The organism is Flavobacterium esculini, from assembly GCF_048284325.1.
In the GTDB taxonomy this organism is placed as follows: domain Bacteria; phylum Bacteroidota; class Bacteroidia; order Flavobacteriales; family Flavobacteriaceae; genus Flavobacterium.
Map to the genome: position 1 here is coordinate 54334 of NZ_JBLVPI010000004.1, position 22522 is coordinate 76855.

Here is a 22522-nt window from a genome sequence, read left to right on the forward strand (position 1 = left end):
GTGTTCAATCAAATTTTGAAGAAATGAAAAAATCAATATTTTTACTTTTACTCGTATTTTATAGTTCGTCAATATTTTCTCAGGAAACTGCCTCTACTTATGATGAAAAGCTGGTAAAAACATTAAATGCCGATGAATATGGAATGAAGCACTATGTTTTTTGCCTGTTAAAAACGGGAAGCAATACTAAAGCGACAAAAGAGGAAACTAAAAAATTATTCGAAGGACATATGGCCAATATCAATCGATTAGCCAAAGAAGGAAAGCTAGTTGTTGCTGGTCCTTTCATGAAAAACGAAAGAAATTACAGAGGAATCTATATCTTTAATGCAAATAATATTGAAGAAGCAAAAGCATTTGTGGCAACAGACCCTGCAGTTCAATCAAATCTTCTTGAAGCTGAACTAACACTTTGGTATGGAAGCGCGGCATTGCAGGAAACGTTAAAGATTCATGATAAAATCGCCAAAAACAAAATATAATATGAAAACAGAAAAAGAAAAAATGATCGCCGGAGAATATTATTTGGCTGGTGATGCCGTTTTAGTAAAAGACAGACGAAAATCAAAAAATCTTCTTCACAGATTAAATGTTACCGAGTATAGAGTAACCAAAAAAGCGCGAGAAATACTGAAAGAGCTAATTCCGAATGCAGGAGCAAACCTGTATATTGAACCACCTTTTTTTTGTGATTACGGCTACAATATCAGTTGTGGAGAAAATGTCTATTTTAATGTGAATTGTGTTGTTTTAGATTGTGCCAAAGTGACCATTGGTTCTAATGTGCTATTTGCTCCAGGTGTTCAACTCTATACCGCATCACATCCACTTGATGCTGAACTGAGAAAGACCCATGAAAATGCTTTACCTATAACGATTGGAGACGATTGTTGGATTGGTGGAAATTCAGTTATTTGCCCTGGCATAACTATAGGAAATGGTTGTGTTATTGGTGCTGGTTCTGTTGTCACAAAAGACATTCCTGATAATTCATTGGCTGTTGGAAATCCAGCAAAAGTGATTCGGAAACTTAACGAATAAATTAAAATTATGCCACACGTTCTAGCAAAACTCAAAAATGTCCCGCTGGAAATCATCAAAGCTATTTTGGAAAAAGACAAAGCGTTTCATGTATCCCAAGGAATGTATTTAGAATACCTTTGGCAAAATGCCGATGATGAAAATGAAGTACAATTCCTCTTTAGGATTGATAATCTCGAAAAAACAAAAGCGATAATCCACCAACTTCATTCAGAGGCTTTAGTGCAAGATCCAACTGCGAATCTTCCTGAAATGACTTATTTAAAATAAAACGAAATAATTATGATTTCCATCAACAAAGTACACCATATAGCCATTATTTGCTCTGATTATCAAAAATCTAAAACGTTCTATACCGATGTTTTGGGCTTAACAATTATTCGGGAAATTTACCGTGAGGAAAGAGAATCCTACAAACTTGATTTGGCTTTAAATGGCGTTTACATCATTGAACTTTTCTCGTTTACAAATCCACCGCAGCGTACTTCGGGACCAGAAGCAACTGGATTACGCCATCTAGCATTTGAAGTAAATGACATGGACCAAACAATTGATTTTTTATCTTCAAAAAATATAGCGTCTGAAGCCATACGATTGGACCCAACAACAAACAAACCTTTTACTTTTATTGCTGATCCAGATAATCTTCCGATTGAATTTTATGAAAAATAAGACCGTTTTAACCTGCTAAAAAAGCATAATTCACAAATAAATCATAAAAAATAGTACTTATATTGATTTTAGAACCCCAGTCTAAGATTCTTTCTTTAAATTTGTAATACTCTCAAAAACTTTATTTTTTCAAATAAATCATTTTTATTTTATTTGGAATTACGGTTTGTAAAACAATTATTAGATGAACAATACTACCCGAATTAAAAAAAATTACCAATTAATTAAATTTCAAAAATTAGTTATTGTTTCTGTTCTAATTGGTTTTCTTTCGGCTTTTTTAGGAATTTCATTAAAGAAAATAACCGAATATTACGAGGAAATATTTTTTTATCAGGCTTCCTTAAATCCTATATATATTATTCTTTTTCCGGTTTTTGGTCTATCCGTAATATATTTCCTTAGAGAATATCTTTTTAGAAAAAAAGAAAATAAAGGGATTAAAGAAATTTTTGAAAGCACGAATTCAAAGTCCAAAAACTTACCCAATTATAAAATTCCATCCCATTTCATCAACGGATTATTGACTGTTGTTTTTGGAGGATCCACAGGAATTGAAGTTTCCACCGTTGTTGCTTCTGCGACTATTGGTTCTGTTGCCCAAAGAAAACAAAACGTATTCAGACAATACAAAACTGAATTGATCTGTGCAGGAGTTGCCGCCGGAGTTACCGCCTTGTTCAGCAGTCCTATTGCCGGAATTCTTTTTGCGATTGAAGTTATTTCCCGAAAGGTAACCCGAGCGTTTTTAATCAGTAATTTGATTGCGGTTGCAATAGCTTTTGGACTTGTTTCTTTATTAGATGAAAAACCTTTGTTTGCGGTAAGTATTGAAACTTGGCATTTAAGAGCGATTCCGTATTTTATACTTTTGGGGATTTTAGCCGGAATCAATTCCGTTTATCTTACTCGTTGTGTTTTATTATTTAAATCTCAATTTTCAAAAATAAAAATTCATTATTATAAGATTCTTATAGGCTCACTAATTCTGAGTATTTCCTTATTCTTTTTTCCACAACTTTATGGAGAAGGATATCACGCTATCAAGGGAATATTTGTTCATTCGAATGACGTGACACTTTCATTGGGACTGACATTTATTGGAATAATACTTCTAAAACCAATAGTAACTTCGGCAACGCTTGCTTCAGGTGGTGATGGAGGAGTTTTTGCACCAAGCCTATTCATTGGTGCCTTTTTAGGATTACTTGTTGCTTTGCTTTTAAATACCTATTTAAATGCGAATGTAATTCCTGTAAACTTTATGGTTATTGGAATGGCTGCGGTTTTAAGCGCCAGTATTCATGCGCCTTTTACAGCGATTTTCTTAGTTTGTGGATTAACGAATGATTATACTTTATTTCTTCCCATTTTGGTTGCTTGTCTGATTTCAAAATACACAGCCAAAATGATTTATCCATTCACTGTGTACTCCTATTCTGCCAGTTTATCAAAATAATAGTTTATGCCAATTGAAAAAATAAAAAGGAATTATCGTAAAACTAAATACATTCTTTACAAAGAAACTTTAGTTGATTTCAAAGAACATTTTTGGGCTTTTTTAGGATCGTTTATCGGTATAGGTCTAATGGCTTATATGCAATCCAAAACACTACTGCATTCAGATGTAGTTTTTTTGATTGGCTCTTTTGGTGCTTCAAGTGTTTTGGTTTATGGCGCAATCCAAAGTCCATTATCCCAACCCAGGAATCTTGTTGGTGGCCATCTTGTATCGGCGATTGTAGGAGTTACAGTAGCTAAATTTGCGCCCGATATTTTATGGATAAGTGCTCCTCTAGCTGTCTCATTCTCAATCGTTTTAATGCAAGCAACCAAAACGTTACATCCTCCTGGAGGCGCTACCGCATTGATTGCAATAATTGGTTCTCCAAAAATTACAATGCTTGGCTATTGGTATGTGCTATATCCTGTTCTAAGTGGTGTACTTATTCTACTGATTGTAGCTTTAATTTTCAATAATATGACCGCGAACAGAAGTTATCCAAATCATAAAAAGTATCACATCATTCGAAAACGAATTACCGATAAATTTAGAAACAGCTCATCTTAATTTTTAAAACACATTACTATTTTAGAAAAAAAGACAATCAATCACATACTCTCCTTACAGAATCATACGCAAAAATCTTATCAACAAATCTGAAATCTGTCCCGAAACTTCGGGATAAAATCTAAAATTAAATTTTACCTTTGACCTTTCAACAAAAACAAAGATTATGGTTTATAAATTTAGAGTAATTCTAGACGCAGAAGATGATGTTTTTAGAGACATTGCAATACTTGAAGACGATACTTTAGAAGATTTACACAATGCTATCTTTAATTCCTTTGGTTTTGACGGAATGGAAGTGGCTTCATTTTATACTTGTGATGAAACATGGAATCAGGAAGACGAAATTTCGCTTTTTGATACCGGAGATATTCCAGGGGAACAAAAAGTAATGAGCGATTATCAGTTATCGGATATTTTAGATAAACAAAACACCAAAATTATCTATGTATACGATTTCATCAACATGTGGACTTTCCTTGTAGAATTAGCCGCAGTAGAAGACCAGATTCTTGGAAATCTATATCCAGAAACGATATTTTCTCACGGTGAAATGCCTGATGAAGCTATGGAAAAAAACTTTGAATCAGATAATGCCGATGACTATAATGATGAATTTGAAGATGGACTGGACGAAGATGATTTAGACATGTTTGAAGGAGATGATAGTTTTGAAGACTATGGGTTTGAGGAGAATTGGAATTAAATAACTAAGCGAATAAGCATCAAGAGCCAAGATGAAAGACTTAAAAATTGTCATTTATCTTGGCTCTCTCATCTAAATATTAAATACAATATATGATCAACTTATATAATACCCATATCGAGAACTTATCAATTCATAGAGTTGGTAATAAAAGCAGAAACGAAGCTCTTTTTTTATCAGAGCAACCGTTTAATTTAAATGATGAAATTGTACCGTTGATGAAGGAGTTTTTCTTTAAACCTTTTAGAGAAAAAGAAGAAAACTATTTTCAATTTGCACATGAAATCGATTTGGATTATAATGACATGTTCAAATTTGCAACGGAAATTTTTGAAAACCCAAGTACTATTCATGAAGCTTCAAAAAAAATCACGAAACACTTATTTGAGCAATCCAATCATCCACACATCAAGAATGGAGAAGTATATGTTACGTATTTAACAAATGTGAGTATTGATAATAATGTGGTGGATGCGATAGGAATTTTCAAAAGTGAGATACAGGCTGATTTTTTACAATTTGAGGAAAAAGCAACGCACTTAGAAATGATTTTACAACAAGGTGTAAATTTAAATAAATTAGACAAAGGGTGTTTAATCTTTAATTACAAAAAAGAAGAAGGTTATAAAATCCTAACAGTAGATAGCAACCGTTATGATGCAAGATATTGGCTGGAACATTTTCTTTCAGTAGATGCTTTTGAGGATGAAAATTTCATTACTAAAAAGTATTTAAAATTCTGTCAGAACTTCGCCAAAGACGTTGTTTTTCCTGCCGAAGACAAGAAAGAAGAAGTGATGTTCATGAATCGTTCCGTGAATTATTTTGCTAAAAATGATCAGTTTGAAGAAACTAATTTCTTAAATGAAGTTTTAGACAACCCGGATTTGATTCCAGAATTCAAAAATTATAAAATAGACAAAGGAGAAAAATATAGCATTGAAGATGTAACTTCTTTCCCTATTGCCAATGCTGCAGTTTCTGACGCAAGAAAATCAATCAAAAATATAATTAATTTAGATACACATATCCAAATAAAAATGGATTTCATCAATCCTGAAAGTGCAGAAAAATTTGTTGAAAAAGGTTGGGATGAAGAAAAACAAATGTATTATTATTTAGTTTATTTCAATAAAGAAGAGAAGAGCTAGTTTTCACTGTTCAGTAGCAGTTTACATTTTTAATACTTAAATATTCAATCCCCAATTGCGAAAGTGAATGGGGATTTTTTTTGATTTTACAAGACAAAAAAGAGTTGTTAATTATTTTAACTGTAAGAAATATTATGTTTTTATTAACATAAAGTGTATTTAATCGATTTTATTTGCTATTTAAACGGTTATTTATTAAGTTTATCTTCCCAAATCTTAATACTCAAATTTATGAACACAATTGAAATCAAAGAAAAATTTCTGAAGAAAAACATTTTGTGTTCATTGTTTGGGCATAAAATTATCACAACCAGGAATGTCACAAATCATTTCAAAGAATTTAAATGTACTGTTTGTCATCTTGAATTAACTAACGATGAAAATGGTCAGAAAACATTTCTCACCCCAGAACTAAAAGAAATAAACGAAACATTAATTGGGTTTTATAAAAAAAGGGTTCATGCCGTTTAAAATCCGTTTCCATTTAACAAAATCATTTTATTTCAAAGCTCTAAATTAGTAGCTTTTTATTAAAGTCAATTTCATTAAATAAAAGCTTTCAAGAATTAAACTACTCCCTATTGCTAACCTACTAAAACCTTGAAAAGATGCTAATCCTTCTACTAATAAAATCTATAATGATATTGAGACAAAAAAATAACCAAAAAAAATTATTAAAGTACAATAGCATTCCCATTACTCAATTATTATAAATTTCTTTAAAGGATATTAAAATTTAGTGTCCAAAAAAAATCGACTTATTAAATTCGAATCATACTACTTAAAAAAAGAACCTAAAATTAGTCTATCCAATTTCGTTTATTAGTAATTTTGTATTCTAAATAAACTATCAGATGGATTATCATTTGTTCAAAGAAAGCCCATTCAAGACCTTAATTTCGTTTCACAAACTCATTGAAACTTTGGATGAAATTGCGGCAACCAATGTGGATTATCGTTCAAATTATGCAAAAGCTTTATTGAAAGAAATAGAATCTTTCCCGGAATTCAGAACTGGAATTGAGGATTTTAATTTAATTCATACTAACGAAACACTGATAAAATATTTATTAGCTGACCTATTCCCTACTGCTTTAACAAATAATGAAATTAAAGCGGTTACCATTCCTTTTCAAAATTTTACGTTTAATTTTACCGAAAGATTCAAAAAAATACTTCACAATGCCGGGACAACTTTTGACATGGCAATCCGGGATTTCGATGGCAATCAATTCTACATAATGAATTGCATTTTGATTTTGAACACATTCTACAATCAACATTTTGATTTCAACAAACCTTTGTTTTACGATATTCCAGATGCAAATGACATTATGAAACATTATAGAATTCTATATAATGCCGATTTTATGGAAATTATCCCGACTGATAAAGCAATAACATTAACTCCAGAAGATATCGATTTATTGATGGACAATTATGAGAATATCGATTTGTGGAAAGAAAAATTCCCGTCCGAAAGCTGGATTTTAAAAGGCTTTGGTATCGTATCTCTATTCGATGCTTCTATAGAAAGTGCCGTTTCAAACTTGAAAAGTAATCTTTTGAAATCAGAAAAAGATCATACTGAAGATAATCAAAATTTTGAAACTATTTTTCGTTCCATTTTCAAAATATCTGATTTGAAAGTTGGTTTTATCATTTATAATGAAGAGGATCAAACATTTGTAAAACCTCCTTATGATGACAAAAAAATAGGCAGTTTCATTCTTCACGATATGCAGGAAGCCGATTGTAAAAATCTCCTTTTTGGATGCTCTTTGGAAAATATTTTGGAACAAAATAAACCTTTTGTAATTTCAAATGTTGAAAAATTTGCCACAACACCGGGAAATGAAAAATTAGGAGAACATTTTTTAAGATTAAATATTCATAGCAGTATTCTTGCACCTGTAATAAAAAATGATAAACTTCTAGGTATTATAGAATTAGTTTCAGCAAAACCAAGAGAACTTAACAGCATTAATGCAAACAATCTGGATTTGATTTTACCTTATTTGGTAGATACATTGGAGCGCTACAACAATGATATGCAACACCATATAGAAGCTATCATTCAAAGGGAATACACAGCAATTCACCCAAGTGTTTATTGGAAATTCAGAAGAGAAGCTCAGAAATACTTTCAAACTAACAACCCTAATAAAGACTATATTTTCAAAGAAATTGTATTTAAAGAAGTGTATCCATTATACGGTCAAATAGATATTAAAGGCTCGTCTAATCATAGAAATGAAACTGTAAAAGAAGATTTAAAAAATCAATTGGAAGCTCTCATTCAAATCTTTGAAAATCAAAATTCAAATAGCAATCTGGTTTTATTGGAACAACGAAAATTTGAATTGCAATCATTTTATGAACAACTGGAATTCCCTCTTAAAGCTGATACAGAGCAACAGATTCAACTTTATATTGAAAAAGAGATTCATCCTATTATAAGGAACACAAAAACAAATGAGATCGGTGAAACACTAGAGCAAAATTATTTTGAGAGTTTGGATGAAAAAACAGGAATGTTTTACCAATCGAGAAAGAAATTTGATAATGCCATGTCTATTGTTAATAAAAAATTAGCCTCAATTCTTGATAAAAAACAAGTCGAAGCACAAAATATTTTCCCGCATTATTATGAACGTTTCAAAACAGATGGTGTGGAACACAATCTTTATATAGGTGCTTCAATTACTCCAAACAAAGATTTTGACAACATATACCTTCATAATTTAAGATTGTGGCAATTGCAAACGTTGTGCGAAATGGAATTGGAACACCATCAACTTAAATCTTCTTTGCCTTACGAACTTGATGTGACTTCATTAATTTTAGTATTTAGTTCCCCTATCTCAATCCGATTTAGAATGGATGAAAAACGTTTTGATGTAGATGGGACTTACAATGCCCGTTATGAAGTTGTGAAAAAACGCATCGACAAAGCCAATATCAAAGGAAGTAAAGAAAGAATAACGGAAAAAGAAAAAATTACCATCGTATACTCTCACAATACCGAACAAACCGAATATTTGAATTACATAAAATTTTTACAATTCAAAAATATCTTAGAACCCGCTATCGAGGAATTTGAAGTTGAGGAATTACAAGGCGTTTCCGGATTGAGAGCCATTAGAGTAAAAGTATTTAATAAAAATAAAGCACCCGATTCTAAAAACTATTCCTATCAGGATTTATTGGATGAACTAAACTAAACTCCAACCATTTTGAAAGCAATGATGAAAGCAACAACTGAGACAACTATTCCTATCATAAAAAGATTATAGGCAATTCTCAATAATCTGTATTTTTTCTCTAAAACTATTCCTAAGAAATATAAATCTTTAATCATCGAATTATAAATGTACTCTCTGTCTTTCATCATTTCGTTCATAGCCCATTCATAGTCTTGCAATGGCATTTTGTAGAAATTGCCAAAGAAAAGTAAATTCACTTTTTTATTTTCAATGTCTTGTTTAGTAAAAACGCCTTTTGTTACTTTTGGCCTTGTAGAAAGTATGGCAAAAATGATTGTGATTACGCTAGAAATTACCATAATAAAGGTTGGAATCACCAAATGGGCATTTTTTGGACTATCTAGTTTTGGAATAATCGTAGAAAGTGCAATTGAAATAATAATCGCATTTACAGAAAGTAGAATATTAGCCTTACTATCAGCAATACCACTCAAACGGGTATGATTACCAAGCGTAACTCTGAAAACAGTATCAATACCACGTTCCGGCTTTTCCTCTTTTTCTTTCTTCTTGTCTTCTTTTTTCAATTTTTTAGCCTTTTTATCGTCAGTTACATTATTTTTTTTTTGAATTCTTTCAATATTTTTCTCTTTTAAAGGTTGCCAATTTTCTAAAGCAAAATCAGTATAAAACCGATGCTTATTCACTAAAAAATCCCAGTTTTCAGCGGCCCAATCTTTATCCGAATATAATTTATCCTCTGTATTTTCCCATTCTTTTCTCAAAACTTCACAACTGGACAAATAATCATCACTAAAAAGATGATAATAATCGGCGTCTTTTATTATTTTTTCAAGAAGCGTTTGGGGCACATATTCCTTTGAAGTGGCTTTAATTAAGCTGGTGATTTCTGTAATGTATTCTTCTGATTTCCCTTTTTCTTTCAAAAACTGGGTAACTATAGCACTGCTGCAATTCTCGTGATTAGCACAACCATTTATGTACCCGGTATCATGAAACCAAGCTGCAATAAGCAAAATTTCTTTGTCACTGGTATTAACTTTCATACCCTCAGCAAGTTTTAAAACTGCTGCAACCATCTCACGTGTATGATTAATATTGTGGTAAGTATATGAATTAGAAAGTTTATCTTTGAGTAATTTAACAACAAAATCTTCGGCTTGTTCTATAAGATTCATAAGAAATAATTATACTACTAAATTATGGAATTGTTTTTGGATAATCGTTTTAAAAATAGGAATAAAACAAACTTTGGTTTTATTCTTTTGTTTTTAGTTCTTCAATCTTGCGCTACGCATCATGCTCAGTTTGGTAAAAATATTAAGAATCCAATATCACAAAACGTAATAGATAGTTCAAAAATTGTGCATACGTTCTATTTAATAGGTGACGCAGGAAATGCCAATGAAAAAAACGCTCAGCAAACCATTGGTCTACTTGAAAATCAGCTAGAAAAAGCAAACAAAAACTCGACTCTTTTATTTCTTGGAGATAATATTTACCCTAAAGGACTGCCCAATACTGACAGTCCAAATGAACGAATTATTGCCGAAAATAAGTTAACAAACCAACTAAAATTATCTAAAAACTTCAAAGGAAAAACTATTTTTATTCCTGGAAATCATGATTGGTACAATGGAATTAAAGGATTACAGCGCCAGGCCAAGTTTGTAACCGATTATCTGAATGACAAAAAATCATTTTTACCCAGAAAAAGCTGTGCCATCGAAGATCTGGAAATAAATAAAAACGTAACTCTTATAACTATTGACAGCCAATGGTTTTTGGAAGATTGGGATAAAAGCCCCACTATAAATGATGACTGTGATATCAAAACACGGGAAGATTTTTTTGCTGAACTAGAGAATATTTTGAATAAAAATCAAGAAAAAACAGTAGTTCTGGCGCTTCATCATCCGTTGATGAGCAACGGAACGCACAGTGGTCAATTTTCATTAGAGAAACAGCTTTTTCCATTAGAACAAAAAATTCCACTTCCTATCCTTGGCTCCCTCATCAATCTAACCCGAAAAACTTCTGGAATAAGTCCGCAAGATATTCAAAATAAAAGCTATACACTTTTCATAAAACGTATAAAAACACTGCTTCAAAGTCAGGATAATGTTATTTTGGTTTCAGGTCATGACCACAATCTGCAATACATTAATAAAGACAACATCAAGCAAATTATCAGTGGAGCCGGTTCAAAATCAGAAGCGGCTAAAGCTGTTTTCCCTAATGACTTTTCTTATGGTGGAAATGGGTACACCACACTATCTATTTATGAAAATGGAGCAGCAAAGGTTTCTTTTTATGGCAAAGAAAATAATAAAGAAAAACTGATTTTTGAACAATCCGTATTAGATAAAAAAGACGATTATAGCACCCAAAAATTTCCAACATCATTTAGTAAAACTACAACAGTATCTATCTATTCAGCGAAAAAAACTAAAAAATCATTATTTTATAAATTCTTTTTTGGAAACCATTATCGAAAATATTACGGTTTGCCAATAGAAGTAAGAACGGCTACTATTGACACTCTCTTTGGAGGCTTAAAACCGAAACGTGCCGGAGGTGGCCATCAATCAAAATCATTACAGCTATTTGATAAAGATGGCAAAGAATATGTAATGCGCGCCATGAAAAAAAGTACGGAACGTTTTTTACAATCAGTTGCTTTTAAAGACCAGTTTATTCAAAACGAATTTGAGGATACGTATGCTGATGATCTTTTATCTGATTTTTACACCACCTCACATCCCTATACCCCTTTTGCAGTAGGTAATTTAGCAGACAAAATTGGCGTCGCACATAGCAATCCCGTATTGTATTATATTCCGAAACATGGAGCGTTAAAGGACTTTAATGCCAATTTTGGGGATGAATTATATATGGTGGAAGAACGTCCTAATGACAGTCAAATAGCAGTAAAAAGCTTTGGAAAACCAACTGCAATTATCAGTACTGCTGATTTATTAAAAAATCTTCACAAAGATGAAAAATATACAGTAGATGAAAGTGCTTATATCAAAGTGCGATTGTTTGACATGCTCATTGGCGATTGGGATAGACATGAGGATCAATGGCGTTGGGGCGAATATAAAGAAGGCAAAAAAATAATTTACAAACCCATTCCACGCGATAGAGACCAAGCTTTTACGAAATATGATGGTGCATTAGTCACTCTTTTGATGAATAATCCACAATTGCGCCACATGCAAACTTTTAAAGAGAAAATTAAAAATGTGAAATGGCTCAATCGTGAACCGTATCCGTTAGACCTTGCTTTACTTAAAACTACAGATGAAAGCGAATGGTTAAAACAGGCAAAATACATCGAGGAAAACCTTTTGGATGCTGATATAGATGCTGCTTTTAATAATTTGCCTGCATCCGTTCAGGATCAAACTATCGAAAGTATTAAGCATAAATTGAAAGTCAGAAAAATGCAATTACAGCACTATGCTTCGGAATATTACAACGTGCTGCAGAAAACAGTTTTAATTGTTGGAACGGACAAAAAAGATAAATTTATAATCCAGCACAAAGCAAAAAATAAACTTGAAATTGGAGTGTATCGAATGAAAAATGAAGGCGAAGAATTACTTTACACAAAAGACTTCACTGCTGGAAAAACTAAGAATATTTGGATTTACGGATTAGATGATGATGATGTTTTTGAAGTAAAAGGCATGTCAAATTCTGCAATAAACATTCGATTAATTGGGGGACAAGACAACGATTCTTACACTGTCGAAAATGGAAAAAAGGTAAAAATTAATGATTTTAAATCAAAAGCGAATACCTATGCTTTAGATTCTAAAACCAAAGTCCTTTTGACGGATGATTATCAAACCAATCTTTATGATTATGAAAAACCAAAATATAATGCTTTTTCTGGTTTACCAAGTATTGGTTATAATCCTGATAATGGTATAAAATTAGGGTTTGTAACTAACTACATCGTTAATAAATTCAATCAAAATCCGTATACGCAAAAACACATCTTAAAAGCCAATTACTTTTTTGCAACCGATGGATATGAACTCATTTATAATGCTCATTTTCCAAAATCAGTTGAAAAATGGGGTTTAAATTTGGAAGCCCAATTTACAAGTCCCAACTTTACGATTAATTATTTTGGATACGGAAATGAATCTTTAAATAATGACGAAACTTTTGGAATGGATTATAATCGGGTGCGTCTTAGAACATTAATGGTCATGCCGTCCATTAAAAAAACAGGGAAATATGGCAGTGCAATCATACTTCAGACCTCCTTTGAAAGAATCAGTGTAGAAGAAACGAATGATCGTTTTATAAACGTACCTGGAATCGTAAATGAAGCTGTTTTTAACAGCCAAAAATTTGCAGGAGCTACACTGAAATACAGTTTTGAAAATTATGATATTCCTTCATTTCCTACTATGGGAATGGGATTTTCCATCGCTGCAAGTTGGAAAATGAACTTAAATGACACCAAAAGAAATTTCCCGACAGTAGAAAGCAAACTAAATTTCAACCATAAAATTGATGCTAACGGCAAAATAGTTTTGGCAACAATTTTGAAAGCAAAAATATTATTGAATAACAATTTTGATTTTTATCAAGGTGCCACTTTAGGTGGTGATTATGATTTGAGAGGTTTTAGAAATGAACGTTTTCTAGGGAACCAATCTTTTTATCAAAGTAGCGATATCCGCTTGAATTTAGGAAAAATAAAAAGAAGTATTTTACCAATGTCTTACGGAATTTTTACTGGTTTTGATTATGGCAGAGTGTGGCTAAAAGGCGAAAATTCAGATAAATGGCATCAATCTTTTGGAGGAGGATTGTGGCTCAACAGTCTGAATGCACTTACGGCCAGAATCGCCTATTTTAAAAGTGCTGATGAAGAAGCCCGAATTACTTTTGGTTTAGGATTTGGATTTTAGCTTTTTGATACTGACGTTATAAACATTTCCACCAATACTTTTGGTTCTTTCATCGGCAATGAATAAATAATCATTATCGTTAAAGCAAACCGCTTCTTTTTGAGAAAAATGGTTTAAATTGAGTATCGTTTTTGTTCCATTCAAAAAATTGTCATCTTTAAAGTTTTCGAATAATAAAATTTTATCATGTGTTAAAATGGCGACTTTGGATTCATCCGGACTTATCGTCGCACTGGTAATCGCACAATGGTTATAGTCGTCGCAAGTTATAAATTGTCCCATTAAAACCGCTTGATGAAATCCGGGAGTATTCGGAATTTTATATAAAAAAGCAATCCCATCAAATCCTTTGCTTCGATTTTTGGTGAACAGATAGAAATTATTTTTAAACTCAAAAAAACCTTCAACATCATAGAACATTACTGATTTTTTTGGCGGAAAATCTTTTTGTTCCGGATAAGCAAATGAGACTTTATAAGCTGGAACGACACTTTCACTGTTTAATGTTTTTTTGTCTATTTTATAAATACACAAATCCTTTCTTTCGTTGTCATTATTCCCAAAATCTCCAATATAAAGATTTCCATTGTCATCCTTGGTAATATCTTCCCAATCAATATTTTCTGTATTTTCGATGCGTATGGTTTTTTCAATTTCACCATTTTGAAAATTCAAACCATAAATCGCATTTGCATTACCGCTGTCTTCCAGTGTCCAAAGTAAATTTGTTTCTGACGAATACGTAATTCCAGAAACTTCTTTTAACTTATTAGGTAAAGAATATAGGGTTACTAATGAATTCGAATCTTGTTGACAAGATAAAAAAACAAAGGAGAATAAGACAGAAATATAGTTTTTAGAACTCATTGTATTGAAAATGTAAATTTATAGAAAGACTAGAATCCAGTATTGAATAAATTTGTGTTTTTAAAGTTTCTGGTAATAAATTCAAAAGCTGCACTCATTACATTCCCCATGGATTTTGCTTTTTTAAAATTTAAATCATTGGTATAACTATACAGTTCTAATTTCAATTGATTCAAATGTTCATCAGTTGAAATGACATCAGAACCCATGATTTGCAATAATCTTTTGATCCGATTTTCGGCAGAATGTATTCTTTTGGCAAGAACCGCCCGCTCTTCATCTTTATACTGTTCTATCGAACTATGTTGAAGTTTTTCTTTAACCAATTTTACCATTGGATAATTTTCTTTAAAAAACTGGGGACGATACACCTTAAAATTTCCTTCGAAGCATTGTTGGTCAAAATCAATAGCACGGATTCTATAAACCACCTGATCAAAATCGTGAATAGGAATAATTACATAATTATAAGAACGCATATCTCCTAACAAGCGAATCATACAACGTTCATTGAACTTGACAAATTCTTTTGCGATCTGTGATTTTTCTGTTTCGGTACAATCAGCCAAAAGTGTTTTAATGAACACATCTCCGGCAATTCCCATGATATGCTCTTCGATCAAAGTATCTTTATAGACTAAAAAATTTATTTTATCCGGTGACAAAATATGTTCCAATTCCAGTCCATATACACGCGAAGCATCTGCTTTCTTGATATAAAAATGCGTGTAATTATCATTCAGAATGTTTCTGACTTTGATTCGAAAAGGCTTCGAATTTCCAAAAGTGCAATAATCGATTGAATCTACATTCAGAAATTTGATAATTCCCAAATTACCATCCGAATGTAAAAGAGAATAGATTTTCATCAACGTCAAATCAATCTCTTTTCGTTCAAATTCATTGTAATACACCCGAATCCATAAGGTATCTTGATCATTTTTATCGTAAACATTTATGGAACCGGAAAAACGCAACAAATCATCATAAAAAATAGGCACTTTGGAGATTCGGTCAAATCGTTCCAAATAATCCAAAAGCGCATTGTTTATAGGGTAAGATGGTTTTTTAAAAAGCATTATCGGCTCGCTCATTCGAAAAAATATTTAATGCAAAATTACAACAAATTAGAGTTCTAAAAGACCATAATTTCGAACTTCTTCAACTGCTGAGTAATCCCATTTTTTATGGCTATGAAGGTTTCCAAAATGCCTGTTTTTAAATCTAAACTAAGTAATTCCAATTACGAAAAACATCCTAACCAATTAGCCACCTAATCCTCTAAAATAAAGAATTTACTTTCAGTAATAAAGATAAACCATTTAAATTCATACACTTTTAAAAACAATAATTTCACAAATTCCACACACGGATTAATCATTTTGTGTTAAAAAAGCATAAACCAAACATATTTATTTTATATTTGAATCCCCTTCAATAGATTAAAAATACCTACTATGATAAATAAGCTTGAATCCTATTTCAAAGCCGCCCAATCGGCTAAAATAGGAATTTGGAAATTGAACTTGCAAACCAATGAAGTGTATTGGGATACCGTTACAAAATCTATTCTTGAGGTCCCTGAAGATTTCATCCCCATCAATGGAAGTGGAATTAATTTTTATGCAGAAGGTGAAAATAGAGACAAAATAACTTATCTCATAGATAAAGCTATTAATGAAGGGATTTCTTTTGAGGATAAATTCCAAATTATTACTGCCAAAAACAATATCAAATATATCGAATGTATTTGTCAGGTTGAAAGTACAGATGGAAAGACAACAAAATTATTAGGTACTTTTCAGGACATCACAAAAGAGCAAAATTTAATCAACGAACTTCAATTAAATGTTGAAAAATTTTCTTCCATTTTTTCGAGTGCTAATGACGCCATTATCATCATTGATACCTCGAATGGAATTATAACCGATTGTAATCAAAGAACTACATCACTTACTAGTTACAAATGCTCTGATTTAATAGGTACCCATAATTCAGAATTATTTCCGTTAGAGTACAGAAAACAAATCCGAATTTTTCTAGCTTATAATTTAACAAGGAATGACTATGCCGTAAACGAGACCTTTATAAAATCTAAATCTGGTGAGTCAATTCCTGTAGAAATAGCATCTGGTAAATCATTTCAGGTGAATGAAAGCAATTATTTAGTTTGTTTCATCAGAGATATTAGCGAAAGAAAAAATATTGAAGAAAAACTGAAATTATTATCTCTCGCTGCGTCAGAAACTACTGACACTATAGTAATTGCGAATCCAAATGGTAAGGCTATATGGGCAAATCAAGCGTATTTAGATCTGACAGGATTAGATATGAAGGAGGTTATAGGTCAAAGACCCGGATATTTATCCAAAGGTCCGGAAACAGATGTAGAAGTAACGGCAACAATGCGAGAAGCAATTCGCAATAAAGAAAGTATCAAAATTATTATTCTCAATTACAATAAGAAAAAAGAAAAATACTGGTTTGAATTGAATATCACCACCGTTTTTGATAGTCAAAACAATTTTATTAATTTTGTTGGTGTAGGCCGCAATGTCACAAATAGAATCAATAAGGAAATAGAGCTTAAGCATCTACTAGAAGTCACCAGCCACCAAAACAATAAACTTTATAATTTTGCACATATTGTCTCCCATAATATACGTTCACACACCAGCAATTTAGCAATGGTTGTAGATGTGATTGAAAATACAGATGATATTACGGAGAAACTATCTTATTTTGATTTGTTTAAAGAAGGAACTGAAAAACTCTCTGAAACAATTGAGTATTTAAACGAAATCATAACGATTCAGCAGAAAACAAATATTGAAAAAACGAAGATTAGTTTAAAACGCGAGATCGAAAAAACAAAAAAAGCATTAAGTCTGGCTATTAAAGAAAGTAAAATAACAATAACCCATACAATTCCCGACGAATTAATGGTAAATGTTATACCCGCTTATTTAGACAGTATTTTACTTAATTTATTTACAAATGCCATAAAATATAAATCACCTGAACGTAATGCTTTTTTAAAAATTGGTTATGAAATTGATGAAAATTTCACCGTCATAACATTTAAGGACAATGGACTAGGATTGAATTTAAAGAAAAATGGGCATAAAATTTTCGGCATGTTTAAAACCTTCCATGGTAATGACGATGCCAAAGGAATTGGACTATTTATAACCAAAAACCAACTCGAGGCTATGGATGGAAAAATTGAAGTAGAAAGTGAAATAGGTTTAGGTTCCATTTTCAAAGTATATCTAAATGAAAAATAAATTAACTTACATTATTGATGACGATAAGATGTCTGTAAAATTAATGACTATTCTTATCGCAAAAAACAAATTTTGCGAAGAAATACAACCTTTTTACAACGCTCAATTTGCTATAAATAAATTAAAACAAATTTGTAATGAGAATGAAAATCTACCCGATGCAATTTTACTTGATTTGAATATGCCGGTGATGGATGGTTGGCAATTTCTTGACGAATTTATTCAAATACCTATAAAAAAAGAAATTTCAATTTTTATTATCACATCTTCAATTGACCCCATTGATATTGAAATGGCAAAAAAATACAGCGTAGTAAAAGACTATATTATGAAACCTATTACTACTGAGAAATTAAATACACTCTGCATTTTAATTGGTGAAATAAACTAATTTCAGTTTACTGGTAACAAATCGTGACCTTGTTCGTCCTATATAAAACTTAAAAACGGGCACTTTGGAAATCATACTCTCTATTAAAAATCTCAACAAGCGTTATGGCAGTTTACAAGCCTTAAAAGACGTTTCATTCGACATATATAAAGGTAATGTATATGGGATTCTTGGTCCTAACGGTAGCGGGAAATCGACAACATTAGGAATTGTTTTGAATGTGGTAAATAAAACCTCAGGGGAATATAGCTGGTTTGGAGGTACAATGCAAACCCATGAAGCATTAAAAAAAGTAGGAGCTATCATCGAAAGACCTAATTTCTATCCGTACATGACAGCAAAGGAAAATTTAGAGTTGGTTTGCAAAATCAAAGGGATTAACTATACTAAAGTAAACGAAAAACTGGAATTAGTGGGTTTAATAGAGCGAGAAAACAGTAAATTCAGTACGTTTTCTCTTGGAATGAAACAACGATTAGCTATAGCTTCGGCCCTATTGAATGACCCCGAAATTTTAATTCTTGATGAACCTACTAATGGTTTAGATCCACAAGGGATCCATCAAATTCGAGATATAATCAAACAAATTGCCGCGACGGGAACAACTATTTTACTCGCCTCCCATTTACTGGACGAAGTGGAAAAAGTATGTACGCATACCCTAGTTTTAAGAAAAGGGGAAATTTTATATTCTGGTTTAGTTGGTGGTATGTCTGCCAATGAAGGATTCTTTGAGTTACAAGCTGATGACAATGAAAATTTGGAGGTCATTTTAAAGACTCATCCTGCTGTAAAAAGTGTTAAAAATGAAGGGGAAAAAGTTTTAGTTTATTTAAAACATGATTGGGATGCAAAGGAGTTGAATCAATTTCTTTTTGAAAAAAACATTGTATTAAGTCATTTGGTTAAACGTAAAAATAGCTTGGAAGAGCAATTTTTAGAATTAACAAATAACACTAAACCAACTATCAAAAACTAAACTAATGAAACGACTTCTCTCAATAGAACTGCAAAAAATATGGAAAAATAAAGCTAGTCGCGTTTTGACTCTGACTTATTTTATTCTCCTAACCTTTATTGCATTAACTGCTTCAATCAAATTTGATCTTGGAATTTTCAAGCTCCATCTTGCCGAAATGGGTATTTTTAATTTTCCATTCATTTGGCATTTCAACACTTATATTGCGGCAATTTTAAAATTATTTTTGGCTATTGTTATCGTATCTATGATGGCAAACGAGTATAGTTACGGTACATTAAAACAAAATTTGATAGACGGAATGAGTAAAAAAGAATTTATTCTTTCTAAATTTCTGACAATCGTTTTATTTGCTACAGTATCAACTGTTTTTGTGTTTATAATGTCATTAATTCTTGGTTACGGTTTTTCTTCTTATACCGAAATTGGTATCATTTTCTCAGATTTGGAATACATCTTTGCCTATTTCATAAAATTAATTGGATTTTTCTCTTTCTGCTTATTTTTAGGAATATTGGTAAAACGTTCGGCATTTGCACTTGGATTTCTTTTAGTTTGGAATATTATTGAAGGAATTGCCAAAGGAATTCTAACTTTTAAAATATTTCCAGAAAGCAACACTGCATCCTACATTACACAATTTTTTCCTTTGGAATCCATGTCTAATTTAATTGTGGAACCCTTCTCTCGATTATCAATTATTAAGTCTATTGGAAACCAGATTGGAATGGAGAACAGTAAAGATTACAGTGTACATTTTTTCTCCATTTTAATCGTTTTATGTTGGACTTTCATTTTTACATTCTTATCCTATCGCTTATTAAAAAATAGAGATTTGTAGTATCTTTACAGTGCTATGAAATGTGTAAAAACAATCTTATTTTATATCTTCGTTTGTTGCACTTTAAGTAATGCAACGGGGCAATCTATTTCAGTAAATGATTCTTATACAGCTCAACAACTTGTTGAAAATATTTTAGTAAACAGCTCTTGTGCTTCTATTTCAAACCCAATTGCAACTGGAGATACATTTACTGCAGGGAAAAATAGTTATGCCTATTTTAATAATCAAGGAGGTAGTTTTCCTTTTACCGAAGGCGTACTTTTAAGTACATGGAGCAGCCAAAATTCTATAGGACCATTTATAAGAAATCAAGGAGGAGGAGATACTTCTTGGTTAGGAGATGCTGATTTAGATAAGGAATTAGGCTTTAAAACAATAAATGCTACCGTTTTAGAATTCGATTTCACCCCTCTGACTAATTTCATAAGTTTTGATTATTTATTCGCTTCCAATGAATACCAGGATGATTTTCCGTGCCGCTTTTCCGATGGATTTGCATTTTTAATAAAGGAAAAAAGTAGCACGGCCAATTATCAAAATTTAGCGGTAATTCCTAGCACTACTACTCCCGTTTCATCATTAAATATTCATCCTTTGATTCCTTCATTTGGCGTATTCGGTGGATGCCCTGCAAAAAACGAAAACTATTTTGGAGGGTATAGTTCAAGCACTAGTCCTACAAACTATAGTGCCCAAACTGTTGTGATGAATGCTCAAACAAATGTTATAGCCGGAACAACTTATCATATAAAATTAGTAATTGCTGATGACACTTTTCAATATTACGACTCAGCTGTTTTTCTAAAGGCAGGTAGCTTTTCTCCAAAAATAGATTTAGGACCGGATCGATTATTAACGACCAATAACCCTATTTGTTTTGGCGAAAGCTATACTATTGACACTAAATTACCGGTAAGTTATAGCTACAAATGGTTTAAAGATTCAATTGAAATAATAGGAGAAACTAGCCCATCTCTAACAGTTACCGATACAGGCATGTATAAAGTTGAAATTACTTTGACTCCTGCAACTTGTATGACCAGCGATGAAATAAAAGTAGAATATGCTCCAAAAATCGCTTTGAATGACACTACTCTTTCCCAATGTGATGCTAACACTGATGGAATTACCATTTTTGATTTGACTCGAGTGGATGCATTAGTAAAAAATAATACTGCTGGTTTAAGTAACCTTGTCTATTATGAATCTTTAGCAGATGCTCAAGCACAACTCAATCCAATTACGAATACAACAAATTATCAAAATAAAACAACAAACCAAATTGTCTTTGCAAGATCTACAAACTCCTATGGTTGCGCTAATTACGCAAAAATTAACCTTCAAATTTCAACTAATAGCATAACTCCTCAAAATCCAATCACAACCTGTGATGCAGATACCGTTCAAGATGGTTTCTATCATTTTGATTTAAATGCACAAGTAACGCCACAAGTATTGAATGGGTTACCAACCGGATTACTTGTTGAATATTATTTAAATACCAATGATGCTATTGCTCAAAAAAATCCTTTGCCAAACATTTTTAATAATACTGTTGCCAATCAACAAATTATTTATGCCCGAATTGTAAATGGTCCTGATTGTTACGCTATTACTCCTGAAACACTTATTGTTAGTACTTTTAGTCCATCAAATTTTCAAGAAGAGAAGGCTGTATTATGCAACGGCAGCTCCATAAACCTAGCTGTTAATACTGGATTTTTAGGGTATTTATGGAATACTGGAGCAACTACAAATGCAATTAATATTACTACTCCCGGTAATTATTCGGTAACAGTTACTCATCCAAGTGGTTGCATGGCAACAAAGGTTTTTGATGTAACGTTATCAGGAATTGCAACTATTACGGGAGCGAAAATAAATGATTTTGATGGAAACGGAAATTCAGTTTTGATTGAATATATAGGATTAGGAAATTATGAATTTTCTCTTGACGGATCGTTTTTTCAAGACGAGCCACTTTTCAACGCAATAGCTTCTGGAGATTATTTAGTTTATGTTCGAGATAAAAATGGCTGTGGCCTATCCAATCCATTCAAAATTTATGTGCTCGATTATCCTCGTTACTTTACTCCAAATGGGGATGGATATAATGATTTTTGGGAAATTAAAAACCTTAATTTGTTGCCTAAATCTACAATAACAATTTTTGATCGCTACGGTAAATTATTAAAACAACTTAGTTCAACTAGCTTTGGTTGGAACGGGAATTTTAATGGATATGCTTTACCTACAGATGATTATTGGTTTAATTTAACTTTTGAAGACGGAAGAATAATAAAAGGCCATTTTTCATTAAAAAGATAATCCTTAATTTCCTATTTTTAG

Annotated in this window: 19 protein-coding genes; 16 read left to right on the plus strand and 3 right to left on the minus strand. The window is 31.8% G+C overall.

The window, feature by feature from the left end; translation table 11 throughout:
• Positions 1-23: 23 nt before the first annotated feature.
• The 10 genes from ACNQGG_RS04830 to ACNQGG_RS04875 all read left to right on the plus strand — a co-directional run bounded on the left by ACNQGG_RS04830 (position 24) and on the right by ACNQGG_RS04875 (position 8865).
• Positions 24-482 carry a YciI family protein gene (locus tag ACNQGG_RS04830; RefSeq protein WP_417961903.1) on the plus strand — a complete coding sequence of 153 codons (459 nt, stop codon included), beginning with the start codon at positions 24-26 and terminating at the stop codon, positions 480-482.
• Position 483: 1 nt separating this feature from the next.
• Positions 484-1041, plus strand: coding sequence for a sugar O-acetyltransferase (locus tag ACNQGG_RS04835; protein ID WP_417961904.1), 558 nt, complete (start codon positions 484-486; stop codon positions 1039-1041).
• A 9-nt stretch (positions 1042-1050) separates the two neighbouring features.
• Entirely contained in the window at positions 1051-1311 is a 261-nt protein-coding gene (locus ACNQGG_RS04840; protein ID WP_416856693.1) for a hypothetical protein, read from the plus strand.
• Positions 1312-1323: 12 nt separating this feature from the next.
• Positions 1324-1713: an SMU1112c/YaeR family gloxylase I-like metalloprotein gene (gene gloA2, locus ACNQGG_RS04845; RefSeq protein WP_416856694.1), complete on the plus strand. Its 390-nt coding sequence runs from the start codon at positions 1324-1326 to the stop codon at positions 1711-1713.
• A 184-nt stretch (positions 1714-1897) separates the two neighbouring features.
• Complete coding sequence (locus ACNQGG_RS04850) at positions 1898-3172, plus strand: chloride channel protein (protein ID WP_417961905.1); 1275 nt, start codon at positions 1898-1900, stop codon at positions 3170-3172.
• A gap of 6 nt (positions 3173-3178) precedes the next feature.
• The gene (locus tag ACNQGG_RS04855; RefSeq protein WP_416856696.1) at positions 3179-3784 is read left to right on the plus strand and encodes an HPP family protein; all 606 of its coding nucleotides are present in this window, start codon (positions 3179-3181) and stop codon (positions 3782-3784) included.
• A 166-nt stretch (positions 3785-3950) separates the two neighbouring features.
• Positions 3951-4490, plus strand: a complete 540-nt coding sequence (locus ACNQGG_RS04860) for an IS1096 element passenger TnpR family protein (protein ID WP_416856697.1) — start codon at positions 3951-3953, stop codon at positions 4488-4490.
• A 92-nt stretch (positions 4491-4582) separates the two neighbouring features.
• A complete protein-coding gene (locus ACNQGG_RS04865) occupies positions 4583-5641 on the plus strand; it encodes a nucleoid-associated protein (RefSeq protein WP_417961906.1) in 1059 nt (352 codons plus the stop codon).
• Positions 5642-5872: 231 nt separating this feature from the next.
• Positions 5873-6112 (plus strand): hypothetical protein, encoded by a 240-nt coding sequence (locus ACNQGG_RS04870; protein ID WP_416846438.1) that lies wholly within the window; start codon positions 5873-5875, stop codon positions 6110-6112.
• 383 nt (positions 6113-6495) lie between these two features.
• On the plus strand, positions 6496-8865 hold the full coding sequence (locus ACNQGG_RS04875) for a GAF domain-containing protein (RefSeq protein WP_417961907.1): 2370 nt from the start codon (positions 6496-6498) through the stop codon (positions 8863-8865).
• Here ACNQGG_RS04875 and ACNQGG_RS04880 read toward each other — a convergent pair.
• The gene (locus tag ACNQGG_RS04880; RefSeq protein WP_417961909.1) at positions 8862-10046 is read right to left on the minus strand and encodes a Pycsar system effector family protein; all 1185 of its coding nucleotides are present in this window, start codon (positions 10044-10046) and stop codon (positions 8862-8864) included. The two genes, ACNQGG_RS04875 and ACNQGG_RS04880, sit on opposite strands and share 4 nt — an antisense overlap.
• A gap of 24 nt (positions 10047-10070) precedes the next feature.
• Between ACNQGG_RS04880 and ACNQGG_RS04885 the strand changes: the two genes are divergently transcribed.
• Entirely contained in the window at positions 10071-13805 is a 3735-nt protein-coding gene (locus ACNQGG_RS04885) for a metallophosphoesterase (RefSeq protein ID WP_417961910.1), read from the plus strand.
• Here the strand turns inward: ACNQGG_RS04885 and ACNQGG_RS04890 are convergent.
• Together ACNQGG_RS04890 and ACNQGG_RS04895 are read right to left on the minus strand one after the other, a co-directional pair.
• Positions 13788-14672, minus strand: a complete 885-nt coding sequence (locus ACNQGG_RS04890) for a hypothetical protein (RefSeq protein ID WP_417961911.1) — start codon at positions 14670-14672, stop codon at positions 13788-13790. The genes ACNQGG_RS04885 and ACNQGG_RS04890 overlap by 18 nt on opposite strands.
• A 29-nt stretch (positions 14673-14701) precedes the next feature.
• Entirely contained in the window at positions 14702-15766 is a 1065-nt protein-coding gene (locus ACNQGG_RS04895; protein ID WP_417961912.1) for a hypothetical protein, read from the minus strand.
• Between the two features lie 363 nt (positions 15767-16129).
• Between ACNQGG_RS04895 and ACNQGG_RS04900 the strand changes: the two genes are divergently transcribed.
• The 5 genes from ACNQGG_RS04900 (at position 16130) to ACNQGG_RS04920 (ending at position 22501) form a co-directional block, all read left to right on the plus strand.
• On the plus strand, positions 16130-17959 hold the full coding sequence (locus ACNQGG_RS04900; RefSeq protein WP_417961913.1) for a PAS domain-containing sensor histidine kinase: 1830 nt from the start codon (positions 16130-16132) through the stop codon (positions 17957-17959).
• The gene (locus tag ACNQGG_RS04905; RefSeq protein WP_417961914.1) at positions 17949-18350 is read left to right on the plus strand and encodes a response regulator; all 402 of its coding nucleotides are present in this window, start codon (positions 17949-17951) and stop codon (positions 18348-18350) included. The genes ACNQGG_RS04900 and ACNQGG_RS04905 overlap by 11 nt, the downstream gene beginning before the upstream one ends.
• A gap of 64 nt (positions 18351-18414) precedes the next feature.
• A complete protein-coding gene (locus tag ACNQGG_RS04910; protein ID WP_417961916.1) occupies positions 18415-19329 on the plus strand; it encodes an ABC transporter ATP-binding protein in 915 nt (304 codons plus the stop codon).
• 4 nt (positions 19330-19333) lie between these two features.
• The gene (locus ACNQGG_RS04915; RefSeq protein ID WP_417961917.1) at positions 19334-20170 is read left to right on the plus strand and encodes an ABC transporter permease; all 837 of its coding nucleotides are present in this window, start codon (positions 19334-19336) and stop codon (positions 20168-20170) included.
• A gap of 15 nt (positions 20171-20185) precedes the next feature.
• Positions 20186-22501: a choice-of-anchor L domain-containing protein gene (locus tag ACNQGG_RS04920; RefSeq protein WP_417961918.1), complete on the plus strand. Its 2316-nt coding sequence runs from the start codon at positions 20186-20188 to the stop codon at positions 22499-22501.
• Positions 22502-22522 lie beyond the last annotated feature (21 nt).